The 18,254-nt window shown below is 56.3% G+C and carries 19 protein-coding genes and 1 pseudogene; 9 read left to right on the top strand and 11 right to left on the bottom strand.

The window, feature by feature from the left end:
• Positions 1-317 precede the first annotated feature (317 nt).
• From ACR0KL_RS18205 to ACR0KL_RS18195, 3 genes are all read left to right on the top strand, one after another.
• Positions 318-488 (top strand): SAM domain-containing protein, encoded by a 171-nt coding sequence (locus ACR0KL_RS18205; RefSeq protein ID WP_480777351.1) that lies wholly within the window; start codon positions 318-320, stop codon positions 486-488.
• Between the two features lie 1,334 nt (positions 489-1,822).
• Positions 1,823-2,572, top strand: coding sequence for a class I SAM-dependent methyltransferase (locus ACR0KL_RS18200; protein ID WP_170556694.1), 750 nt, complete (start codon positions 1,823-1,825; stop codon positions 2,570-2,572).
• Positions 2,569-3,510 carry a hypothetical protein gene (locus ACR0KL_RS18195; RefSeq protein ID WP_170681374.1) on the top strand — a complete coding sequence of 314 codons (942 nt, stop codon included), beginning with the start codon at positions 2,569-2,571 and terminating at the stop codon, positions 3,508-3,510. The genes ACR0KL_RS18200 and ACR0KL_RS18195 overlap by 4 nt, the downstream gene beginning before the upstream one ends.
• Positions 3,511-4,281: 771 nt before the next feature.
• Here the strand turns inward: ACR0KL_RS18195 and ACR0KL_RS18190 are convergent.
• The 6 genes and pseudogenes from ACR0KL_RS18190 to ACR0KL_RS18165 all read right to left on the bottom strand — a co-directional run bounded on the left by ACR0KL_RS18190 (position 4,282) and on the right by ACR0KL_RS18165 (position 7,044).
• Positions 4,282-4,746: a hypothetical protein gene (locus ACR0KL_RS18190; RefSeq protein ID WP_480555473.1), complete on the bottom strand. Its 465-nt coding sequence runs from the start codon at positions 4,744-4,746 to the stop codon at positions 4,282-4,284.
• Between the two features lie 215 nt (positions 4,747-4,961).
• A pseudogene (locus ACR0KL_RS18185) lies at positions 4,962-5,084 on the bottom strand (hypothetical protein); the annotation flags it as partial.
• Positions 5,044-5,169 (bottom strand): hypothetical protein, encoded by a 126-nt coding sequence (locus ACR0KL_RS18180; protein WP_480555436.1) that lies wholly within the window; start codon positions 5,167-5,169, stop codon positions 5,044-5,046. The pseudogene ACR0KL_RS18185 and the gene ACR0KL_RS18180, both read right to left, overlap by 41 nt.
• A gap of 445 nt (positions 5,170-5,614) precedes the next feature.
• A complete protein-coding gene (locus tag ACR0KL_RS18175) occupies positions 5,615-5,929 on the bottom strand; it encodes a DUF1244 domain-containing protein (protein ID WP_170681372.1) in 315 nt (104 codons plus the stop codon).
• A gap of 76 nt (positions 5,930-6,005) precedes the next feature.
• Positions 6,006-6,245: a DUF6868 family protein gene (locus tag ACR0KL_RS18170; protein WP_170681370.1), complete on the bottom strand. Its 240-nt coding sequence runs from the start codon at positions 6,243-6,245 to the stop codon at positions 6,006-6,008.
• A 61-nt stretch (positions 6,246-6,306) separates the two neighbouring features.
• On the bottom strand, positions 6,307-7,044 hold the full coding sequence (locus ACR0KL_RS18165; protein WP_170681368.1) for an N-formylglutamate amidohydrolase: 738 nt from the start codon (positions 7,042-7,044) through the stop codon (positions 6,307-6,309).
• Between the two features lie 127 nt (positions 7,045-7,171).
• On the opposite strand from ACR0KL_RS18165, the gene pyk reads away from it, so the two are divergent.
• From pyk to rplT, 5 genes are all read left to right on the top strand, one after another.
• Positions 7,172-8,617, top strand: a complete 1,446-nt coding sequence (gene pyk / locus ACR0KL_RS18160; protein ID WP_170681366.1) for a pyruvate kinase — start codon at positions 7,172-7,174, stop codon at positions 8,615-8,617.
• 246 nt (positions 8,618-8,863) lie between these two features.
• Positions 8,864-9,301, top strand: coding sequence for a universal stress protein (locus tag ACR0KL_RS18155; protein ID WP_170380993.1), 438 nt, complete (start codon positions 8,864-8,866; stop codon positions 9,299-9,301).
• A gap of 14 nt (positions 9,302-9,315) precedes the next feature.
• Entirely contained in the window at positions 9,316-10,866 is a 1,551-nt protein-coding gene (locus ACR0KL_RS18150) for an alanine/glycine:cation symporter family protein (RefSeq protein WP_170681364.1), read from the top strand.
• A 182-nt stretch (positions 10,867-11,048) separates the two neighbouring features.
• Entirely contained in the window at positions 11,049-11,249 is a 201-nt protein-coding gene (rpmI, locus tag ACR0KL_RS18145; RefSeq protein WP_010443552.1) for a 50S ribosomal protein L35, read from the top strand.
• Positions 11,250-11,263: 14 nt separating this feature from the next.
• Positions 11,264-11,629: a 50S ribosomal protein L20 gene (gene rplT / locus ACR0KL_RS18140; protein WP_008756009.1), complete on the top strand. Its 366-nt coding sequence runs from the start codon at positions 11,264-11,266 to the stop codon at positions 11,627-11,629.
• 91 nt (positions 11,630-11,720) lie between these two features.
• Here the strand turns inward: rplT and ACR0KL_RS18135 are convergent, their stop codons facing one another.
• Both ACR0KL_RS18135 and ACR0KL_RS18130 read right to left on the bottom strand, forming a co-directional pair.
• Positions 11,721-12,539 (bottom strand): DUF2189 domain-containing protein, encoded by an 819-nt coding sequence (locus ACR0KL_RS18135; protein WP_480777350.1) that lies wholly within the window; start codon positions 12,537-12,539, stop codon positions 11,721-11,723.
• A gap of 141 nt (positions 12,540-12,680) precedes the next feature.
• Positions 12,681-14,072 carry an aminotransferase class III-fold pyridoxal phosphate-dependent enzyme gene (locus ACR0KL_RS18130; protein WP_170380990.1) on the bottom strand — a complete coding sequence of 464 codons (1,392 nt, stop codon included), beginning with the start codon at positions 14,070-14,072 and terminating at the stop codon, positions 12,681-12,683.
• Positions 14,073-14,296: 224 nt separating this feature from the next.
• On the opposite strand from ACR0KL_RS18130, the gene ACR0KL_RS18125 reads away from it, so the two are divergent.
• Entirely contained in the window at positions 14,297-15,925 is a 1,629-nt protein-coding gene (locus ACR0KL_RS18125; protein ID WP_480777349.1) for an acyl-CoA synthetase, read from the top strand.
• On the opposite strand, the gene ACR0KL_RS18120 is transcribed toward ACR0KL_RS18125, so the two are convergent.
• From ACR0KL_RS18120 to ACR0KL_RS18110, 3 genes are all read right to left on the bottom strand, one after another.
• A complete protein-coding gene (locus ACR0KL_RS18120; protein WP_170681358.1) occupies positions 15,922-16,257 on the bottom strand; it encodes a DOPA 4,5-dioxygenase family protein in 336 nt (111 codons plus the stop codon). The genes ACR0KL_RS18125 and ACR0KL_RS18120 overlap by 4 nt on opposite strands.
• Before the next feature lie 90 nt (positions 16,258-16,347).
• Positions 16,348-17,604, bottom strand: a complete 1,257-nt coding sequence (fahA, locus tag ACR0KL_RS18115) for a fumarylacetoacetase (protein ID WP_170681356.1) — start codon at positions 17,602-17,604, stop codon at positions 16,348-16,350.
• 20 nt (positions 17,605-17,624) lie between these two features.
• The gene (locus tag ACR0KL_RS18110) at positions 17,625-18,248 is read right to left on the bottom strand and encodes a LysE family translocator (RefSeq protein WP_170681354.1); all 624 of its coding nucleotides are present in this window, start codon (positions 18,246-18,248) and stop codon (positions 17,625-17,627) included.
• Between the last annotated feature and the right edge of the window lie 6 nt (positions 18,249-18,254).

Here is an 18,254-nt window from a genome sequence, read left to right as displayed (position 1 = left end):
TCACCTCGTTAGGCTCATAACCTGAAGGTCGCAGGTTCAAATCCTGCTCCCGCAAACATCACAGTCGAACAAAGTACCGAACAAGCCGCCCCAAGGCGGCTTTGTTCATTCTGGGATGCCCCCAAAGTGTTTTGGGAAGTTACATTATTGCTGTAAACTGAAAGAATGTTTTGCCCATCAAGTGGCAGAAAAATTGTTAATCCTGTGAGGGTGCTACGACTGGGGTTGGCGGACTGGAGTATAGCTTTCAAAAACCCCTACTTTTTTAGGTTATTTCCCGCCCTCACCAATTGATAGCGGGGTTTAAGAGGCACGATATGCCCGACGAACTCGATAAATGGTTGGAATTACACAGCCTTGGTCACTACGCAGAGGCTTTCAAAAAGCAAGATGTTCGCGTATCGGATCTTCCTATTCTAACGAAGAACGATCTGATTGAGATCGGACTTCCGATTGGGCCGCGTAGAAGAGCTGCTACCTTATCTTGAAGCAATTTCAGCGAGTAAGTCCGAATGGTGGAAGCTGGTCGAATTGCGCGATTCACTGGTATCGGTCTTGTAAGTGCGGGACATATCGACGGAAAAAAAGCCGTCATTGTCCCTGATGATGGCGGTAATGAGACCGATTTTGAATTTTCTGTGTAGGCCGGTTTGGCATGGCGCAGTGCCTTTCTAGTGACGTTTGAGCAAAGGGGTGTAGGACCTTTTCGCACGAGCCCCTACAGGGCCTGTCCGGTCCAAAAATCCCGCACTGCGCTGCCGACCCCGCACGGGCAAAACTCAGGCTGCGGTGTAGCTGCTGGTGTTGCCGTAGCGACGCGCCTCGGCCCATTCCAGCAGGTGTCACGGCGGTAGAGCGGCCCGACTTATAGAATTTGGGCCAAACCCTGTCACACGCCATTTCTGAATGGTGCGCATGCTCTGACACAGAAAGCGTCGAATACCATTCAGTCTTGAAATAAGGGGCCGTGTCCACTTTTACAGAATTTGCATGCCATCGGGAATTCTCTCGAAGCTCCATGCTGCCGGTCACGCACACCTCATCTTGTTCGCGTGGTCAAAAAACCTACTCGGTGTAGGGTCCAGGTTGGGTAAGTTCACCCCAAATATTGCAGAGACGTGATCGGTATTTTTGCTGCTAGAGGAAACAAGTGACGCAGCCAAGTTCCGACGCTTAGGAAATGGCTGGTATGTGGACGAACCTGCCATTCTGGTGACTAATCAAACGCCCGCTTTGTAGTGCGCCAGAAATATGACGCCGTAGTCGTCCAGTTCGTCATTGGGAGTAGGATTCTCGCATTGAAAACTCCGGCCAGAAGAAGTTGTTTGCTGGCGCCAAGAGTTGGTTGGTTACGAGGATTGGATCGGCTCGACGGAGCTCGCTTGCTCCCATGGCTTCGTCAATCAACCGCCTCATCGGGTAGCCGAGGGTTTCAGTCTCCGTTAAAAACTTTCGGGACGAGGTCGCGGATCAGCTCCGACAAGACCATGCGATTTCAGCCGATGGCCGTTTAGCTTAACAGGATATGTTCGATATCAAGCGTGACTTCGTATTGATACTATCAAAGAAGAACCGCTGAGAGCATCAAATGGATGGAAAGGTGAGATTTGTATATCGGTTCAGGCGTAAAGGGTGTCTTTCTAGCTGAGAACGCCGAACGCTTTGCTCCTGCCTCGAAGAACTAAGCTGGACCGGTCCTCAAGCAGTTGCATTTGCACTCGAAAAGCTGAATTGTCGCTAGAAGTAGTGAACGGTACAAGCCGGGTTACTAATCTGCCCGATTGCAGTTCGAAGCCGCTAGAACTTTTGGAAGGTGTGTTCAATGTTTAGTCCAGCAAAGGGCTTTCCTTATCGGCGCTTCTTTCGCCGGCTTCACAGCAAGTACATCTTCGATTGGTATTTGGAGATTGGTTGCAGGGAGGGAACAATCCTGTCCATGGTTCAGGGAAAGACGATCGGGGTTGATCCACATTTTCGACTTTCTTCTGGAGTTTTGGGCAAAAAACCGGAAATGCTTCTCTACCAAGAGGAAAGTGATACTTTTTTCGCAAAGGGGAGACTTGAACGGCTGGGCGCGAAAATTTCCGTAGCTTTCATCGATGGGATGCACCTCTTCGAGTACGCGTTAAGGGATGTACTGAATACCGAACGGTCAATGGCTCTCGATGGTGTGATTTTCGTTCACGACTGCTTTCCAAGAAACACAAAGATGACGACCCGCGATCTATCTTCGCTACCAGAAATTTGGACAGGCGATGTATGGAAATTGATCCCGATACTGCAGGAACACCGGCCCGATCTTAAGCTTACTGCCTTTGACGCGGCACCGACGGGACTATTAGCGATCACTGGCCTAGATCCGAAGCAATCGCACTTGAAGATTGGGACGTCTTTAGACGACATCGTTTCGCACTATCAGGATATGGAAATTGACGAATTTGGTATTGAACGCTTCTTCGAGCAACTTCCTTTTTCCAGCGCGTTGGACGAAGTACGTGCCAGTTTCCCAATAGCAGCACACCTGCACCGTCCTGAACTTGCCTTGCCTGAAGCATCCATCGTAACTCCATGAAACAGCGTGTTATTTTCGCCTTTCCACGTTGGCGTCGCAATCAAGGATCGGTGGTGCCTCGAGTGCAGCAAAATGCCAAACTCTTGGCCGAAGTGTATTCCGACACCTATGAAGTTGAGACGGTAGCACTTGCCAAACCACGCTTTACCGAACAGCATGAAGAATTTGTTCGACATGCTAAAGGTGCAGTTGTCATAGGACTTCAAACAAGCCTGCGCCTTCTTGGACGTGATCGCATGATTGCCCTGCGAGAGACCTCTGCCGGCATGTGCTCGGATCACGTAGACAGTGTCCCTGAAACAGACGAGCTAGGGATTTACCATGCACATATACTTGCGTCCCGCGTAGGCTGCCGGCGCGTAAATACACGTCTTGCAAAGGAAGGTGTTTCCGGGTCTTCCGTTGTCCATGTGACCCATCACGCCGATCCGCGGATTACTCTTGTTTCGGCGGCTTCAAGATCGGATTTTCGAATTGGCTATCTTGGGAACCCAAGAAAGATGATTGCACCGCCCGACCCGCGAGCGGTCCAAGTTCTAACTTATAAGGATCAGAGTGATTATACTAAAGCGCTGCAGCAAATGACTGACTATCCGATGCACTACGGTGTCCGGCCTCGAAGTGCGAGCCGAGAGGTTTCAAAGCCTTTCACCAAGGGCTTCTTCGCCGCGGCTATGGGGGCGAACATCTTGGTCAACAGGCAAACAGATGACGCGGAATTCTACCTTGGAACGGACTATCCATATTTGATCAAGTCATTCAGGGCACGCCACATCGCTGAAGGCATAGAGACCGCGCGGGCAGGCTATGGCGGTGCGGAATGGCGACGTGGACTTGAAGTTATGGAACATGTTCGTCAGCTCAGCACACCGAATTTCGCCATTAGAGAACTTGCGGAGGCGATCAAAACTGCGCTTGCCATTGCGGACCAGAATTAGGCTGGTTTATTGGGCAACACGGCGTGTTTTTCTTTGATCGTTCGATGCTACAATTGACGGGGTTAGAAAGGCGCATCTCTGCGGCTTCCTATTCTCCATCTGACGTCTTCCCAGTCCAGTCACAGTAGCCTGATCTGAAACCGTGTAGCTGGCGACCAAACCTATGTGAAATGGAAGCCCAAGCCACAAAGCTGGTACCGAAAGTAGTCCAACGAAAAGAAAATTTGAGGACCGCAGACTCATAAAAGAATTTCGATCAATTTATGCTCGTTTCGCTCGAACTGAATGACCGCCTTGGGCTCCAAGCGGTCATTTGAGAGATCGGCTTGGATTGTGGTCTTCCCTTCCTGTTGTAAACACGGTCCCGCGCATACCCCGGGAAGTGAGAAAACTCGTATGTACCTTATACGTAGACGCTACACGTAATTTAGTACGTGTAAGTAAACGTTTAGGGGGCTGGTCGCGTCGAGCGTTTTACCTAACTAGGCGGAGATCATGGTTGGGTTTCAGTGAGCCTACGATTGTATTGAGCGCGCTGTGTTTTCCTCCGCTGCCGGCTGTACAGGATCATAAGCCAAATGCGCGTACTGCATGGTTGTCTGAATCTGACTGTGACCCAGCTATCGCCCGACCATCTGGATTGGCACACCCGACGATACGGCATTTGACGCATAGGTATGGTACAGGTCGTGAATGCGGACATCGTGCAGACCCAGCCCGTTTAGTATGCGACGCCATGGCTTTTGCAGGTTGGTGGCGCGATGGCCAGAGCTAGCCCCGGAAATGACGCAAGGGTTGTCGCGAAGCTGTGGCAAGGCGCTTAGAACCGCTCGGACCGCTTGTAGTAGAGGAATGCGTCGCGCCTGTTTTGGTGTCTGGAAGCTCCATTCCTGCATCTGTAGTGAAGGGCCATTGCAGCGTCTGGATTTCGCCGAGGCGACACCCGGTCAGGATCAGCAACCGGAAGGCGGGGACAGCAAAGGGCAACTCCGATCCATCGCGTTCCGCGTCTGTAAAAGCCCGCCCAAGCCGTTGCAACTCGTTTTGGCTCAGAAACCGTTCCCGTTTCTCTTCGCGGTATTTTGCGACATGGCAACAGGGGTTTGACCCATTAGGCCGCAAGCCCCAGATTTTCCACTGATTGAGCATCTTGGACAGTACGCCCAATGTCCGGTTTGCCTGATAGGGCTTGTCCCGGAATTTGTGGTGCAGTTCGGCAAGGTCTTTTCGCTCCACATCAACCACTTTGAAGCTGCCGATGGCTGGATCTTTGAAAAGGTCACTAGCCCTGCGATATTCCCCTTGGGTAGACGGCTTACAGCGTGTTCTTTGATGTGAGTATCAAAGAACCGCTCACACAAGGCCGCAACCGTTGATGCGCGGCGATGCTGGGCAACCTCTTCGGCGGGGTTCACACCCCTAGCCACTTGTCCCATGAGCTCCTTTGCCAACTTCCGCGCTTCGGCTACGGTGATCTTGCCATGCCGACCGATGGAAACACGCCGTGTCCGTCCATCTTTCCGATACCGCGCTTCATAGGTTATTGGCCCCGGAAGGCATGACGCGGACGCCAAACCCGGCAATCTGGCTGTCCCAGACAAAGTAGTATTTCGCCTCAACTGGTAAGGCTTCTACCGCGGGTTTGGTCAGTTTGGGCATCCCTCATCCTTTCGCTGTCATCGCCCCATGGAAGCATTGTGGAAGTAACGGGAAGCGTTTCATGGCGTAGGAGGTAGAAACGGGGCGTGCTGGTCGCCAAAATTAAAAATGATTCCAATAAGATAGATTAAATCCGCGCCTTCCGGCGTAGTTGGTATAGGTGAGCGTAAGCTATCTCATAACCTGAAGGTCGTAGGTTCAAATCATACTACCCCAACCAATGTTTAGGGTCAGATAATAACAGCTTGAATGCCGCGTCCGCGCGGTGTTTCTATTTGCGACAACCCAACTGAAAGCACTGTGGAAGCATCACGAGCGGAAACGGCTTGTTCAGAGATCAACCTAAACTCGAAAAACATGAGCACGCATCACAGAGTGCTTTGGGGTGCTTCCGCATAGGAATTGCTCATCAGTCTTAAGTGTTTGGCCGCGTGGTTTCAAGTTCTTAGCCCTTCTTCGTGACATTCTCATCAAACGCGACCTTGAAGGCGGCTTGTTTGTCCGGGCTGGCTTCGGTCTGGTAGTTGGCTTTCCATTCATCCATGGTCATGCCGTAGAAGATCTGACGAGCTTCGTCTTTGCCCATCTCGATGCCTTTGTCGTTGGCCGCTTCCTGATACCAGCGTGACAGGCAGTTGCGGCAGAACCCGGCTAGATTCATCATGTCGATATTCTGAACGTCGGTGCGATCTTCCATCAAATGCTTTTGCAGCCGACGGAACGCTGCGGCTTGAAGTTCGATTTCGGTTTGCTTTTCCATGGTCTGGCTCCGAATAAGTGGATGCGGTCTGTTTCCGAATTAACGCTCTGATGTGCGTGTTTCAACTGACTCAGCGTTAGGCCAGTTTCAAGGCCAGCCAGGGAATGATGCAGAAAATCAAAGTGAGGATCTTGTAGTTGGCCAGATACCTAAAATAGGCGCGCTTTACATCAGGCCGCTCCATTCGGAACATTCCGGCATGAACCCCTGCAATCCAGTCCTGCAAAAGCACAATCATAACGGTTGTGAACAGCAAAACGACGATGTTCAGTACCGCCATCCAGCCAAAAACACTTGTCAGCAACTCTTGTGTCATGGTCGCCTCCTTCCCGGTCTCCAATGTGGGGGCTGAAGGTGCAGCTCACAACAATGTGCGATCAAAGGCCGCTGTCTGTTAGCGCATCCTGAAGGATCACTGCGAGCCTTTCTGCCCATGCCCGCTGTCCCGCGTGATCCGCGATCAGATCATTGCGAAGCTCGATCAATGCATTTGGTCGACCGTGCGAGGTGCAATGCGTGTCGATGGCATCGCCGGGCAGAACGCCGGTATAGGGCTCATTTACGCCGACGCACAGATCGTCTTCGGCCTTCAGGCGGTTGATCAGAGGGCGTGAAAAGCGCTCATCCGGGGTGTGCAGAACGCCTACATGCCAAGGGCGTGGTTCCCGACCGCGGAGTTGGCGGGTGAAAGAGTGCATAGACACAATCACCGCATGGGGCAGGGCGGCCAACCTCCCAAGCGCGTCGTGATAAGGGCGGTAGCACATGTCCAAACGCCGCTCGCGCTCGGCCGAATCAGCGTGGCGATTGCCGGGAATGATCGAACCGTCATAGAGCTTCATCAGCAGGGTCGGGTCGTCCTCACCCCGGTTCGGATCAATCACAAGGCGCGAGAAATTGGCTGCGATGACCGGCGCGTTCAGGATCTCGCCCAGATGTTTCGAGACCTCGTAGGCACCGACATCATAGGCGATGTGGCGTTCCATATCTTCGCGCGGCAATCCTAGATCCCCGCCGTTGATTTCGGGAGGAACGGTGTTGGTCGCATGATCGCAGGTGATCAGCCATCGGGATGGGCGATCCTCGCCATGGATAAAAAACGGAGTGTATGTCATGTGCCTGTCATCAAGTTTGCGGCAGGTGTATGGCAGTTGCTTCCAAAAGGGAATTGCGCAATAACCACCCACATACTGTTTGCGGTAACATTGCCGCATCACCGAGGGATTGAGGAGAGCGAAACCAGTGCGACGCCTTAGAAATGTAAAAATCGTGGCGACGCTGGGACCGGCGTCCAATGACTATGACACCATCCGGGCCTTGCATGAGGCCGGGGCCGACGTCTTTCGCCTGAACATGAGCCATGGCAGCCATGACGAGATCCGCGAACGGCATCGCATCATTCGTCAGGTGGAAAAGGATCTGGACAGCCCGATCGCGATCCTGGCCGATCTTCAAGGCCCGAAGCTGCGTGTTGGGGTTTTTGCCAATGATGCGGAAGAACTGGTCGAGGGTGCCGCGTTCCGGCTGGACCTCGACCCCGAGGCCGGAGACATCAACCGTGTTTGCCTTCCACACCCCGAGATTTTTGCAGCGCTCGAACCCGGCGCGCGGCTGCTGGTCAATGACGGCAAGATCCGTCTGACCGTGCAGGATTGCGGCCAGGACTTCGCCAATTGCACTGTCGAAGTCGGCGGGACGATCTCGAACCGCAAGGGTGTGAACGTGCCTGATGTGCTGCTGCCACTGGCAGCCTTGTCGGCCAAGGATCGCGATGATCTGGAGTTTGTGTGCCAATTGGGAGTGGATTGGCTGGCGCTCAGCTTTGTACAGCGGGCCAAAGATGTGTTCGAGGCGCGCGCGCTGGCGGATGGACGAGCGTCGATCCTGTCGAAGATCGAAAAGCCCGCAGCGGTTGAGGCGTTTGACGATATTCTCGACGCATCAGACGGGATCATGGTGGCCCGTGGCGATTTGGGTGTTGAGCTGCCGGTTTCGGCTGTTCCTCCGATCCAGAAACGTCTGGTTCGCAAGTGCCGTGGTGCGGCCAAGCCGGTAATCGTCGCGACCCAGATGCTTGAGAGCATGATCGAAAGCCCGATGCCTACCCGCGCCGAGGTCTCGGACGTTGCAACTGCGATTTACGAAGGCACGGATGCCATCATGCTCAGCGCGGAATCTGCGGCCGGTTCGTACCCGATCGAGGCCGTGCAGACGATGAACAAGGTCGCCATCGAGGTCGAGGCCGACCCGACCTACACGCAGATCATCGCCGCCTCGCGTACTGCCAAAGGGTCGACCATCGCGGACGGTATCGTGGCGGCCGCGCGGGAGATCGCGGAAAAGACCGACATCAAAGCGATCTGCTGTTTTACCCAAAGCGGCACCACAGCGCTGTTGACTGCGCGCGAACGTCCCGGCGTCCCGATCATCGCCATGACGCCAGCGACTGGAACCGCCCGCCGTCTGTGCCTGAGCTGGGGTTGTCACTGTGTGATGACGCCCGAGCTTGAGAGGTTCAAAGGGGCCGTGGTCAATGCGGCCCGCGCCGCGCGCGGAGGGGGCTTCGCCGCCGAGAGCGATCAGATCGTTGTTACCGCAGGCGTTCCGTTCAATGTCCCCGGAACCACCAATATTCTGCGTATTGCCCCTTGTGATGAGCGGCTGATCTACAACACCGATCCGGGATGAGTTCGCCCGGATTTCAGGAAGGATCATATTGAGAACTCTCAGGCCGCCTAATTTTTAGGCGGCTTTTCTTGTTTGTTTTCAAGGGGAAGATGCCCGTAGGGTTGTATTCAGCAAAAATACCTCTGTTTTTTGGTGATTTTGCCGGATACTGAACCTTAGGGCGATCATCTCAGATAGTTCCAGGTTCCGGTCGCCCTACCGGGGGCACGGGTCCCGGTCAAACCAGAAAAAAAATGGAGGAACGTCATGACAACAAAGATTGTCATTGGACTGGACGGGACAGAAACCGGAGAGCGCGCTATCGCCTTTGCCAAGGATTTGGCTGGGCGGATTGGCTCATGCGAAATGCTGGTTGTTTATGTCATCGAATGGTCCCCTTTCACTTTCCAAACACCGGAAGAAAACGCCCAACGGCACAAGCGTCGCGAGGAAGAGGTCGAACTGGCCACCTCGCGGATCATTGCCCCTACGGTTGAGGCGCTAAAGGCCGATGGGTTCGAAGCGCACGGCATCGTGCGCCATGGCGACGTGGCCGAGACGCTGAACGCGATCACGGTCGAAAACGGCGGCACTCAGATCATCGTCGGCCGCGCCTCGGCGGATGGGTTCAAGAAACGGCTGTTTGGAAGCTCGACTCAGAACTTGGTCATGCATGCCGACGTGCCTGTCACGGTCGTGAACTGAGCGGAGGGATTAGGATGAATATGCTTCAAAAACTGGGCCTTGGTGCGACCATGGCTCTGATGTCTAGCCCCGCTTTCGCGCAAGAGGCGCCCGGTCTGGACGAGAAGATCAATCAGGCTTTCGCGGATTTTACCGGCCCCTTCGTTAGCTTTATCTTCGCGCCGTTTCCGGGCACTGGATTCCCATGGATCGTGGGGTGGCTGGTCGTCGCGGCCACAGTGTTTTCGCTCTATTTTGCCTTTGTGCAATTCCGATTCTTCGGACACTCGATCAGCTTGGTTAAAGGCGATTACTCCGACCCCAATGACGCGGGTGAGGTCAGCCATTTTCAGGCCCTTGCCACCGCTTTGTCGGGGACCGTTGGTCTTGGGAACATCGCCGGTGTGGCGGTTGCCATCGGGATCGGTGGACCGGGTGCCACGTTCTGGATGATCGTCGCCGGCCTGCTGGGCATGGCGTCGAAATTCACCGAATGTACTTTGGGTGTGAAATACCGAAATGAATATGAAGACGGCACCGTTTCGGGTGGCCCGATGTATTACATGTCAAAGGGCTTTGCGGAACTGGGCCTGCCGGGCGGTAAAATCCTGGCCGTGCTGTTCTCGATCTTCTGTATCCTTGGCGCATTGGGCGGGGGCAACATGTTCCAGGCCAATCAGGCGCATCAGCAGATTGCTGGGATTGTCGGAGACTATCCAGGCTGGATCACAGGTTTGGTCTTTGCGGGCATCGTCTTTGCGGTGATCGTGGGTGGCCTGAAATCCATCGCGCGTGTGACCGAGAAAGTCGTGCCGTTCATGGGTGTCATGTACGTGCTGGCGGCGCTGGTTATCATCCTGATGCATGCAGACCAGATCGGGTGGGCCTTTGGTCAGATCTTCGCAGGTGCTTTCACCGGTCTCGGCGTTGCTGGCGGTATGGTCGGTGCGCTGATCCAGGGCTTCCGTCGTGCGGCGTTCTCGAACGAAGCGGGCGTGGGTTCCGCGGCGATTGCGCACTCAGCCGTACGGACCAAAGAACCGATCACCGAGGGCTTTGTCTCGCTGCTTGAGCCGTTCATCGACACGGTTGTGATCTGTACAATGACTGCGCTGGTGATCATCATCACCCAGCAACTGATCGTTGATCCGGCAACCGGCAACTACATGCTGAACGAAGCGGGCAATGCGATTGCAACGGTCGACGGCAATACCGGCGTCAGCCTGACCTCGGCGGCCTTCGGCAGCGCGTTCAGCTGGTTCCCGTTCATTCTGGCGATTGCCGTGGTCCTGTTTGCCTTCTCGACGATGATCAGCTGGTCCTACTATGGCCTCAAAGCCTGGACCTATCTGTTCGGCGAAGGCCACACCAAAGAGTTGGTGTTCAAGATCATTTTCTGCATCTTCGTTGTCATTGGTGCGGCGGCCAACCTTGGCCCGGTCATCGACTTCTCGGATGCGGCGATCTTTGCGATGGCGGTTGTGAACGTCTTTGCGCTCTACTTCCTGATGAAAGTGGTGCGTCAGGAGCTGGCGTCCTACTCCGAGCGTCTGAAGAGCGGCGAAATCCGCAAATTCAGCCACTAAACCAATACACCGGGGTGGCCCTATGCTGCCCCGGTGCCTAGGCCGCTGCGAAAAGCACAGATTCTGGGCCAAACCCCCTTGCCAGTATGACCGAACTTGCGTAAACGGCGCATCTGATCGCGTGACCGGCCGAGATGGCATGCCGAGTCGCGTTTAGTACCGAACCCTGAAAGGAGACGGAAATGCCTAAGATGAAGACTAAGTCGAGCGCCAAGAAGCGCTTCAAGGTGACTGCGACCGGTAAGGTCCTTGCTGGCCAGGCCGGCAAACGGCACGGCATGATCAAGCGGACCAAGAAATTCATCCGCGATGCCCGTGGCAACACCACCCTGTCCGCCCCCGACGCCAAGATCGTCAAGGGCTACATGCCCTACGACCGCTAAGAGGAGATTAAGAGATGTCCCGCGTTAAAGGTGGAACCGTAACTCACGCCCGTCACAAGAAGGTCATCAAGGCCGCCAAAGGTTACTATGGCCGCCGTAAGAGCACCTTCAAAGTTGCACGTCAGGCCGTCGACAAGGCCAACCAGTATGCAACCCGCGACCGTAAGAACCGCAAGCGTAACTTCCGTGCGCTGTGGATCCAGCGCATCAACGCTGCTGTCCGTTCGCATGACGAGGCTCTGACATATTCCCGCTTCATCAATGGCCTGAACCTGGCCGGTATCGAAGTGGACCGCAAAGTTCTGGCTGACCTGGCCGTACACGAACCGGAAGCGTTCGGTGCGATCGTCGCCAAAGCTCAGGCCGCTCTGGCTGCCTGATCTCTGAAAAGAGAGACAGTGAACAAAGGGCCGTCCCATTTGGGGCGGTCCTTTTTGTTTCTGATGTGCCTGTCCCTTAAAGGGGCCCCGTTCAGTCCTCGGACGGAGGGACGGCGCGCTGATATAGGTGCCACGTGGTGTGGCCAAGGATCGGCAGGGTGAAGATCAGGCCCAGAAAGGCTGGGATCAGCGAGACCAGCACGGTTACCGAGATGATTGCTGCCCAACCCAGCATCACCACCGGGTTCTCGGTGACGACTCGGATCGAGGTCAGCATGGCTGATACGAAGTTGGTCTCTCGGTCCAGAAGCAGCGGCATAGCGACGACGGTGACCGAAAACAGCACGGCCGAAAGGCCCGCGCCGATACAGGTGCCGATAGCTAGAAATGTCCAGCCTTCGGGGGTGAAGAAGACGGTGTTCAGAAATCCGTCAAAGTCCGAGAAGGACGCATTCTGCAGGATGATCGCCAACCAAAGGCGCACCTGATAGACCCATACCCAGAAAATGAACAGGGTGACAAAGGCCATCCAGCCCATCTCGCGTTTGCGTTGATTGGCCATCACCGTCAAGATATCGGACCATCCGAACTGTTCCCCGTTCTGCAATCGTCGGGACATCTCATAGAGCCCGGCAGCGGCAAAGGGCGCGACCAGTGGAAAGCCCACAATGGCCGGAATGATCATCCAGACCTTGCCGAGCCAGATCAGGCACCAAACAAACACAAGGCCAAAAACGGCGTAGAACAGGCCGAAAAACCCGCTCATGACAGGGCGGGCCAGAAAGTCCGCCACGCCCGCCTTCAACGAGTCCTTGATATCTTGCGCGCTTACAGTGTTGACCTTGAGCGCTGCACCTTGCGGCGATGCCATATCGCCCGACGGGTCCGTGTCTGAGGTTTTGGGTGTCATGATACACTCCTCTGCATGCAAGTCTGCGCCGGTTAAAACGCAAGAGCAAGAGGTGTGTCTGATCGTCTGGTCGCAAAAAATTTTGCGGCCCGGAGGAAGGGAAACCGGCGCAGGAACGCCCGGTTTCCCGTTTTTCATTCTCTAGCCGAACACGCGCCCCAGCGCGCCGTCGACCGCATCGGTGATCTGGTCGATATCATCCGTCGTCGCGATCAGAGCAGGCGAGAAGCACAGCGTGTTGTTGCGACCCGGCAGCGAGCGGTTGGTCGCGCCGATTATGACACCCTGCGCCATGCAGTCTGCCACAACGGCTTGTACCTTCTTTTCGTCCATCGGTTCACGCGTGGAGCGGTCTGCAACCAGTTCGGCACCCAAGAAGAGGCCTTTGCCGCGCACATCGCCGATGACTTTGTGTTTCTCCATCAGCGCTTGCAGGTTACCCATCATGCGGTCGCCCATGTCGACGCAGTTGCCCAGCAGGTTCTCATCCTCGATGATGCGCATATTCTCGATCGCAGCCGCAGGGCCAGCGGTGCAGCCGCCGAAGGTCGAGATATCGCGGAAGTAGTTCATCGGATCTGCCGCGTCGTCTTTGAACATGTCAAAGACCTCTTCGGTGGTGACCAGGCAGGCGATGGCCGCATAGCCCGAGGCAACACCTTTGGCCATGGTGACAAAGTCAGGCTTCACGCCATACTGTTGGTAGCCGAACCACGTACCTGTCCGACCGACGCCGCACACGACCTCATCAATATGCAGCAGCACGTCGTACTTCTTGCAGATCTCCTGAACGCGCTGCCAGTAGCCTTCGGGTGCTTCGATCACACCGCCACCTGCGGTCACAGGTTCAAGGCACAGCGCGCCAACGGTGTCTGGCCCTTCGCGCAGGATGACCTCTTCGATCTGGTCGGCGGCCCACTCGCCAAAGTTTTCCTCCGGCGCGCCGTTCAGTTCGTGCTTGCGGTATTCCATGCAATGGGGAACACGTACGAAATCCGGAGCAAACGGGCCGTATTGCGCGTTGCGCTCATCCTGACCACCCGCTGACATCGCCGCCAGAGTCGAGCCGTGATAGTCGCGATCGCGATACAGGATTTTGGTCTTTTTGCCGCCATAGCGCTTATGCGCGATCTGACGGATCATCTTGAAGGCTTTCTCGTTCGCCTCGGAGCCTGAGTTTGTGTAGTAAACGCGGCTCATGCCCGGCATCTTTTCGATCAGCTTCTCCGCAAAGATCGAACCGGGAATCGACCCTGCCGAATTCGCAAAATAACAGAGCTTCATCAGCTGGTCATAGACCGCCTTGCAGATGGATTCGCGGCCATAGCCGACGTTCACCGTCCAGACGCCGCCAGAGACCGCATCCAGATGCTCTTTGCCTTTCTGGTCCCAGACGCGCATGCCTTTGCCTTCAACAATGATGCGGGGATCGTTTGTTTCAAAGGGTTTATGCTGGATCAGGTGGTGCCAGATATGGGCGCGGTCGGCCTCGACCACGCGGGAAAGATCGTTTTCGTTGAACGTGCCGTCCATGACATGTCCTTTCAGTCTGATGCGGTGTGCAGATTGTGGGATCGGTCCCACGATAGCAAGTAAATGCGATGGCCCAGATCACCGCGAATGGGGGCGCGAATATAGGGCCAGATGTCATCATAGCGTATCGCCAGAGCCCCGCCACTTGTCGTATTTCTACAAGATAGTCACAGCCTCGTGTTTATGGTCATGTGGCGACACACGCGAATTGGGAGGGTTGGCGGATGCAAGCAGCCAATATGTATGAGCGTCATCTGGATAAGAACCGTGCGAATTACACGCCGCTATCCCCGCTCAGCTTCATCGAACGGACGGCGGCGGTGTATCCCGACTACCCGTCCGTCGTCTATGGAGACCGTCGCTACAGCTGGGCGCAGACCTATGCGCGCTGCCGCCGTCTGGCCGGCGCCCTGACGGCCCGTGGGGTGGGCAAGGGCGATACCGTCTCGATCATCGCCGCCAACATCCCCGAGCTCTATGAGGCCCATTTTGGCATTCCCATGGCCGGCGCTGTTTTGAACGCGATCAACACGCGCCTCGATGCGCCGATCATCGCCTTCATCTTAAACCACGCCGAGGCAAAGGTGCTGTTGGTGGACCCCGAGTTCTCTGCCGTCGTTAAAGAGGCTTTGCCGCAGGTCGATCATGACCTTCTGGTGATCGATATCGAAGATCCTAGCTTTGATGGTGGCGAACGCCTTGGCAGCCTGACCTATGAGGCCCTGCTGGGCGAAGGCGACCCTGAGTTTGACTGGTCTCTGCCCGCGGATGAGTGGGACGCGATCACGCTCAACTATACCTCTGGCACGACCGGCAACCCCAAAGGCGTGGTCTATCACCACCGAGGCGCGGCCCTGAACGCGCAGTCCGACCTGCTGGATTGGGGTATGCCTAAGCACTCGGTCTATTTGTGGACCCTGCCGATGTTCCACTGCAATGGCTGGTGTTTCCCCTGGGCCATGGCGCTGAATGCCGGGGTTTCGGTCTGCTTGCGCGCGGTTCGGGCCGAGCCGATCTATGCCGCCTTTCGGGAAGAGAAAGTCACCCATTTCTGTGGCGCGCCCATCGTTCTGAATATGCTGGCGCATGCCCCCGATCACCTCAAGGATTTCGACCACCAGATCAAGGTAATGACCGCAGGTGCCCCGCCGCCAGCTGCCGTGATCGAAGCGATGGAGGGGATGGGCGTCGAGGTGACCCATGTCTACGGTCTGACAGAGACCTACGGCCCCTCAGTCGTCTGCGCGTGGAAGGATGAGTGGAACCAGAAGGCTCCAGCCGAACGGGCCGCCCTCAAGGTGCGTCAGGGCGTGCGCTATTCAGCGCTGTCCGGCCTGATGGTGGCCGATCCCGAAACGTTGGAGCCGGTGCCCGCCGACGGCGAAACCATGGGTGAGATATTCATGCAGGGCAATGTGGTGATGAAAGGCTATCTCAAGAACCCGGATGCCACCGACAAGGCGTTCAACGGCGGTTGGTTTGCCTCGGGCGATTTGGGGGTGATGTACGCCGATGGCTATGTCGCGCTGAAGGACCGATCCAAGGACATCATTATCTCTGGTGGTGAGAATATCTCATCTGTCGAGGTTGAAGGTGTCCTCTATAAGCACCCTGCGGTTATGGAAGCCGCAGTGGTCGCCCGCCCGGATGAGAAATGGGGCGAAACCCCATGTGCTTTCGTTGAGTTAAAGCCTGAGGCTAGCGCGACCGAGGCCGATCTGATTGCGTTCTGCCGGGACAACATGGCCCATTTCAAAGCGCCCAAGACCGTGGTGTTCGGGACTTTGCCCAAGACATCCACCGGCAAGGTTCAGAAATTCGTGCTGCGGGATCAGGCGCGGGCGTTGGGCTAGGCCTTGTCGAATATCGACAGGTCCAGATCCAAAAACTCTCCCATCCATACGGCGTGATCCCGGTGGTCGGCCAGGTGATCGCCGGTTTCAGCATGGGTGAAGATCGTCAGGCCCTGCCGGTTGAGCATCAACCACGGAATAACCTGATCGAACGCGTCGGCGGCAAAGCCCAGCTGGCAGCTCCACTTCGGATGCGGGCCAACCGGGCGCGCGTGCATGCGCCCCATCTGGACCGGAAAGAGGCGGGCCGCCTCTTCGCAGATTTGTTGCGCTAAATCCTGTGTGTCGGCGTCGAAATAGACATGGGCGTGATAGCCGGTGATCTTAGACATCGGGGGCCTCATTGCTTGGATGCAATGAACCTAGGCGGTCTTGGCGCTCAATCCTACCAACACCGGCACACAGGTGCTGTGCGGCATGGCTCAGGGTTTGAAAGGGTCTTCCAGCGCCGGTAGTACAGTGCCATGGCAAGTCCCGAACCCGATTGTGTAGCCATCCCCCTGCGCAGAGCCGGACAGGGTGAGCGTGTCACCGTCTTCAATGAAGCTGCGGGCCTCACCGGTCTCAAGACTCAACGGGTCCTTGCCGCCCCAGCAGAGTTCCAGCAGCGAACCTCGGGTATCGCGCGTCGGCCCGGAAATCGTGCCGGACCCCAGCAGATCACCGGTATTCATCGGGCAGCCCGAACTGGCGTGATGGGCCAGTTGTTGCGCGGCGGAGTAGTACATCTCGCTGTAGTTCGTGCGCGTTATAGTGGTCGCCGCCTGTCCTTCGGGGGTCAGCGTCACCTCAAGCGAAAGGTCATAGAGCATCGGGCCACAATCCTTCAGGTGATCCAGCAACTCGAATTCGCGCTCAGGTGTGTCACAGCGGAACGGCTCCAGCGCCGGTTTGGTCACGATCCATGGGCTGATTGATGTGGCCGTGGCCTTGGCTTGGAATGGGCCAAGAGGCTGATACTCCCACGCTTGAATATCCCGGGCGGACCAGTCGTTCAGCAATACGTAGCCGAAGATATGATCATCCGCCTGCTGCACCGAGATCGGGCCGTCGGACGGAGTGCCAACGATTGCCCCCATCTCAAGCTCAAAGTCGAAGCGGCGGCTGGGCAAGAAGGCGGGTTTGTCCTGATCGGGCGACTTCAGCTGCCCCCACGGGCGCCGGATATCCGTACCCGACACCACGACCGAGGATGCCCGGCCGTTGTACCCAATGGGAATATGCAACCAGTTCGGTGGCAGCGCGTTTTCGGGGTCCCGGAACATCGAACCCACGTTAAAGGCGTGATGCCGACCAGCGTAGAAATCGGTGTATTCGCTGACCGCGAAGGGCATGTGCATGACAACCGCGCTTTGCGGTACCAGCAGGGGCTCCACCACATCTTGCTCCGTCGCGCCTTCGGACAGAAGCGTCGTCAGGCGGTCGCGCAGGGCGGCCCAGACGGCGGGGCCTTGCTCCATCAAAGGGTTCCAGAACGGCAGGTCGAAAAGCGGCTCATCGGTCAGAGTGATGACCCCTTCGGCCTCGGCTGCAGTGACATCGAGGATCATGTCCCCAATGGCGACACCGCATCTGGGTTCTTCGTCGCCGGCGGCAAACACCCCGTAGGGCAGGTTGTTCAAAGGAAATGGATGGGTCGCATCATTGGCCGAAGCGACCCAGGATTTCAGCAAAGGCATCTTTTGATCCTTGTCTTGGTTTATTGAGCGTCTCGCAGGGACTTCAGCCCCAGCAGAACGGCAGCCAGAATCATGAACCCGCCACCCGCGCGATCCAGCCACAGCCGCGCAGACCCTTTGAGCCGCGTCGCCAGCCAACTGGCGCTGGCCCCGTAAGCGGTCAGAAACAAGCCGTCCATGATCAGATAGGTGGCCGAGAGGATCGCGAATTGCGGCAAGAAGGGCAGCGCGCCGTCGATGAACAGCGGAAACAGAGCAGCAAAGAACACAACTGCTTTGGGATTGGCGGCTGAGGTGATGAAGCCCTGCATCCACAAGGTTTTGCGGCTGGCCACCTGCGCGGTTTGCGCTGTTTGAGGTTTGGCTTTGACAATCGCTTTGACGCCGAGAAAAACCAGATATGCGACACCCAACCATTTGATCACAGCCAGCGCGGTGCCCGAGGCCGCAATGATCGCGGCAAGCCCGAGACCCGCCGCCAACATCTGCAACAGGTTCGCCGTCAGATCACCAGCAGCCGTGAACACGCCCCGGCGCAGCCCGTTGGTGGCCGAGTTCGACAGCATCAGAAGCTGGCTTGGCCCCGGTGTGCTCATCAGCAGCAGGACGGTGGCGACATAGGTGATCCAGATATCAAAGCTCATTGCAGG

It is taken from the genome of Ruegeria sp. C8 (assembly GCF_056537565.1).
Note: the sequence above shows the minus strand (reverse complement) of the source record. Positions and strands in the feature narration are given on the sequence as shown.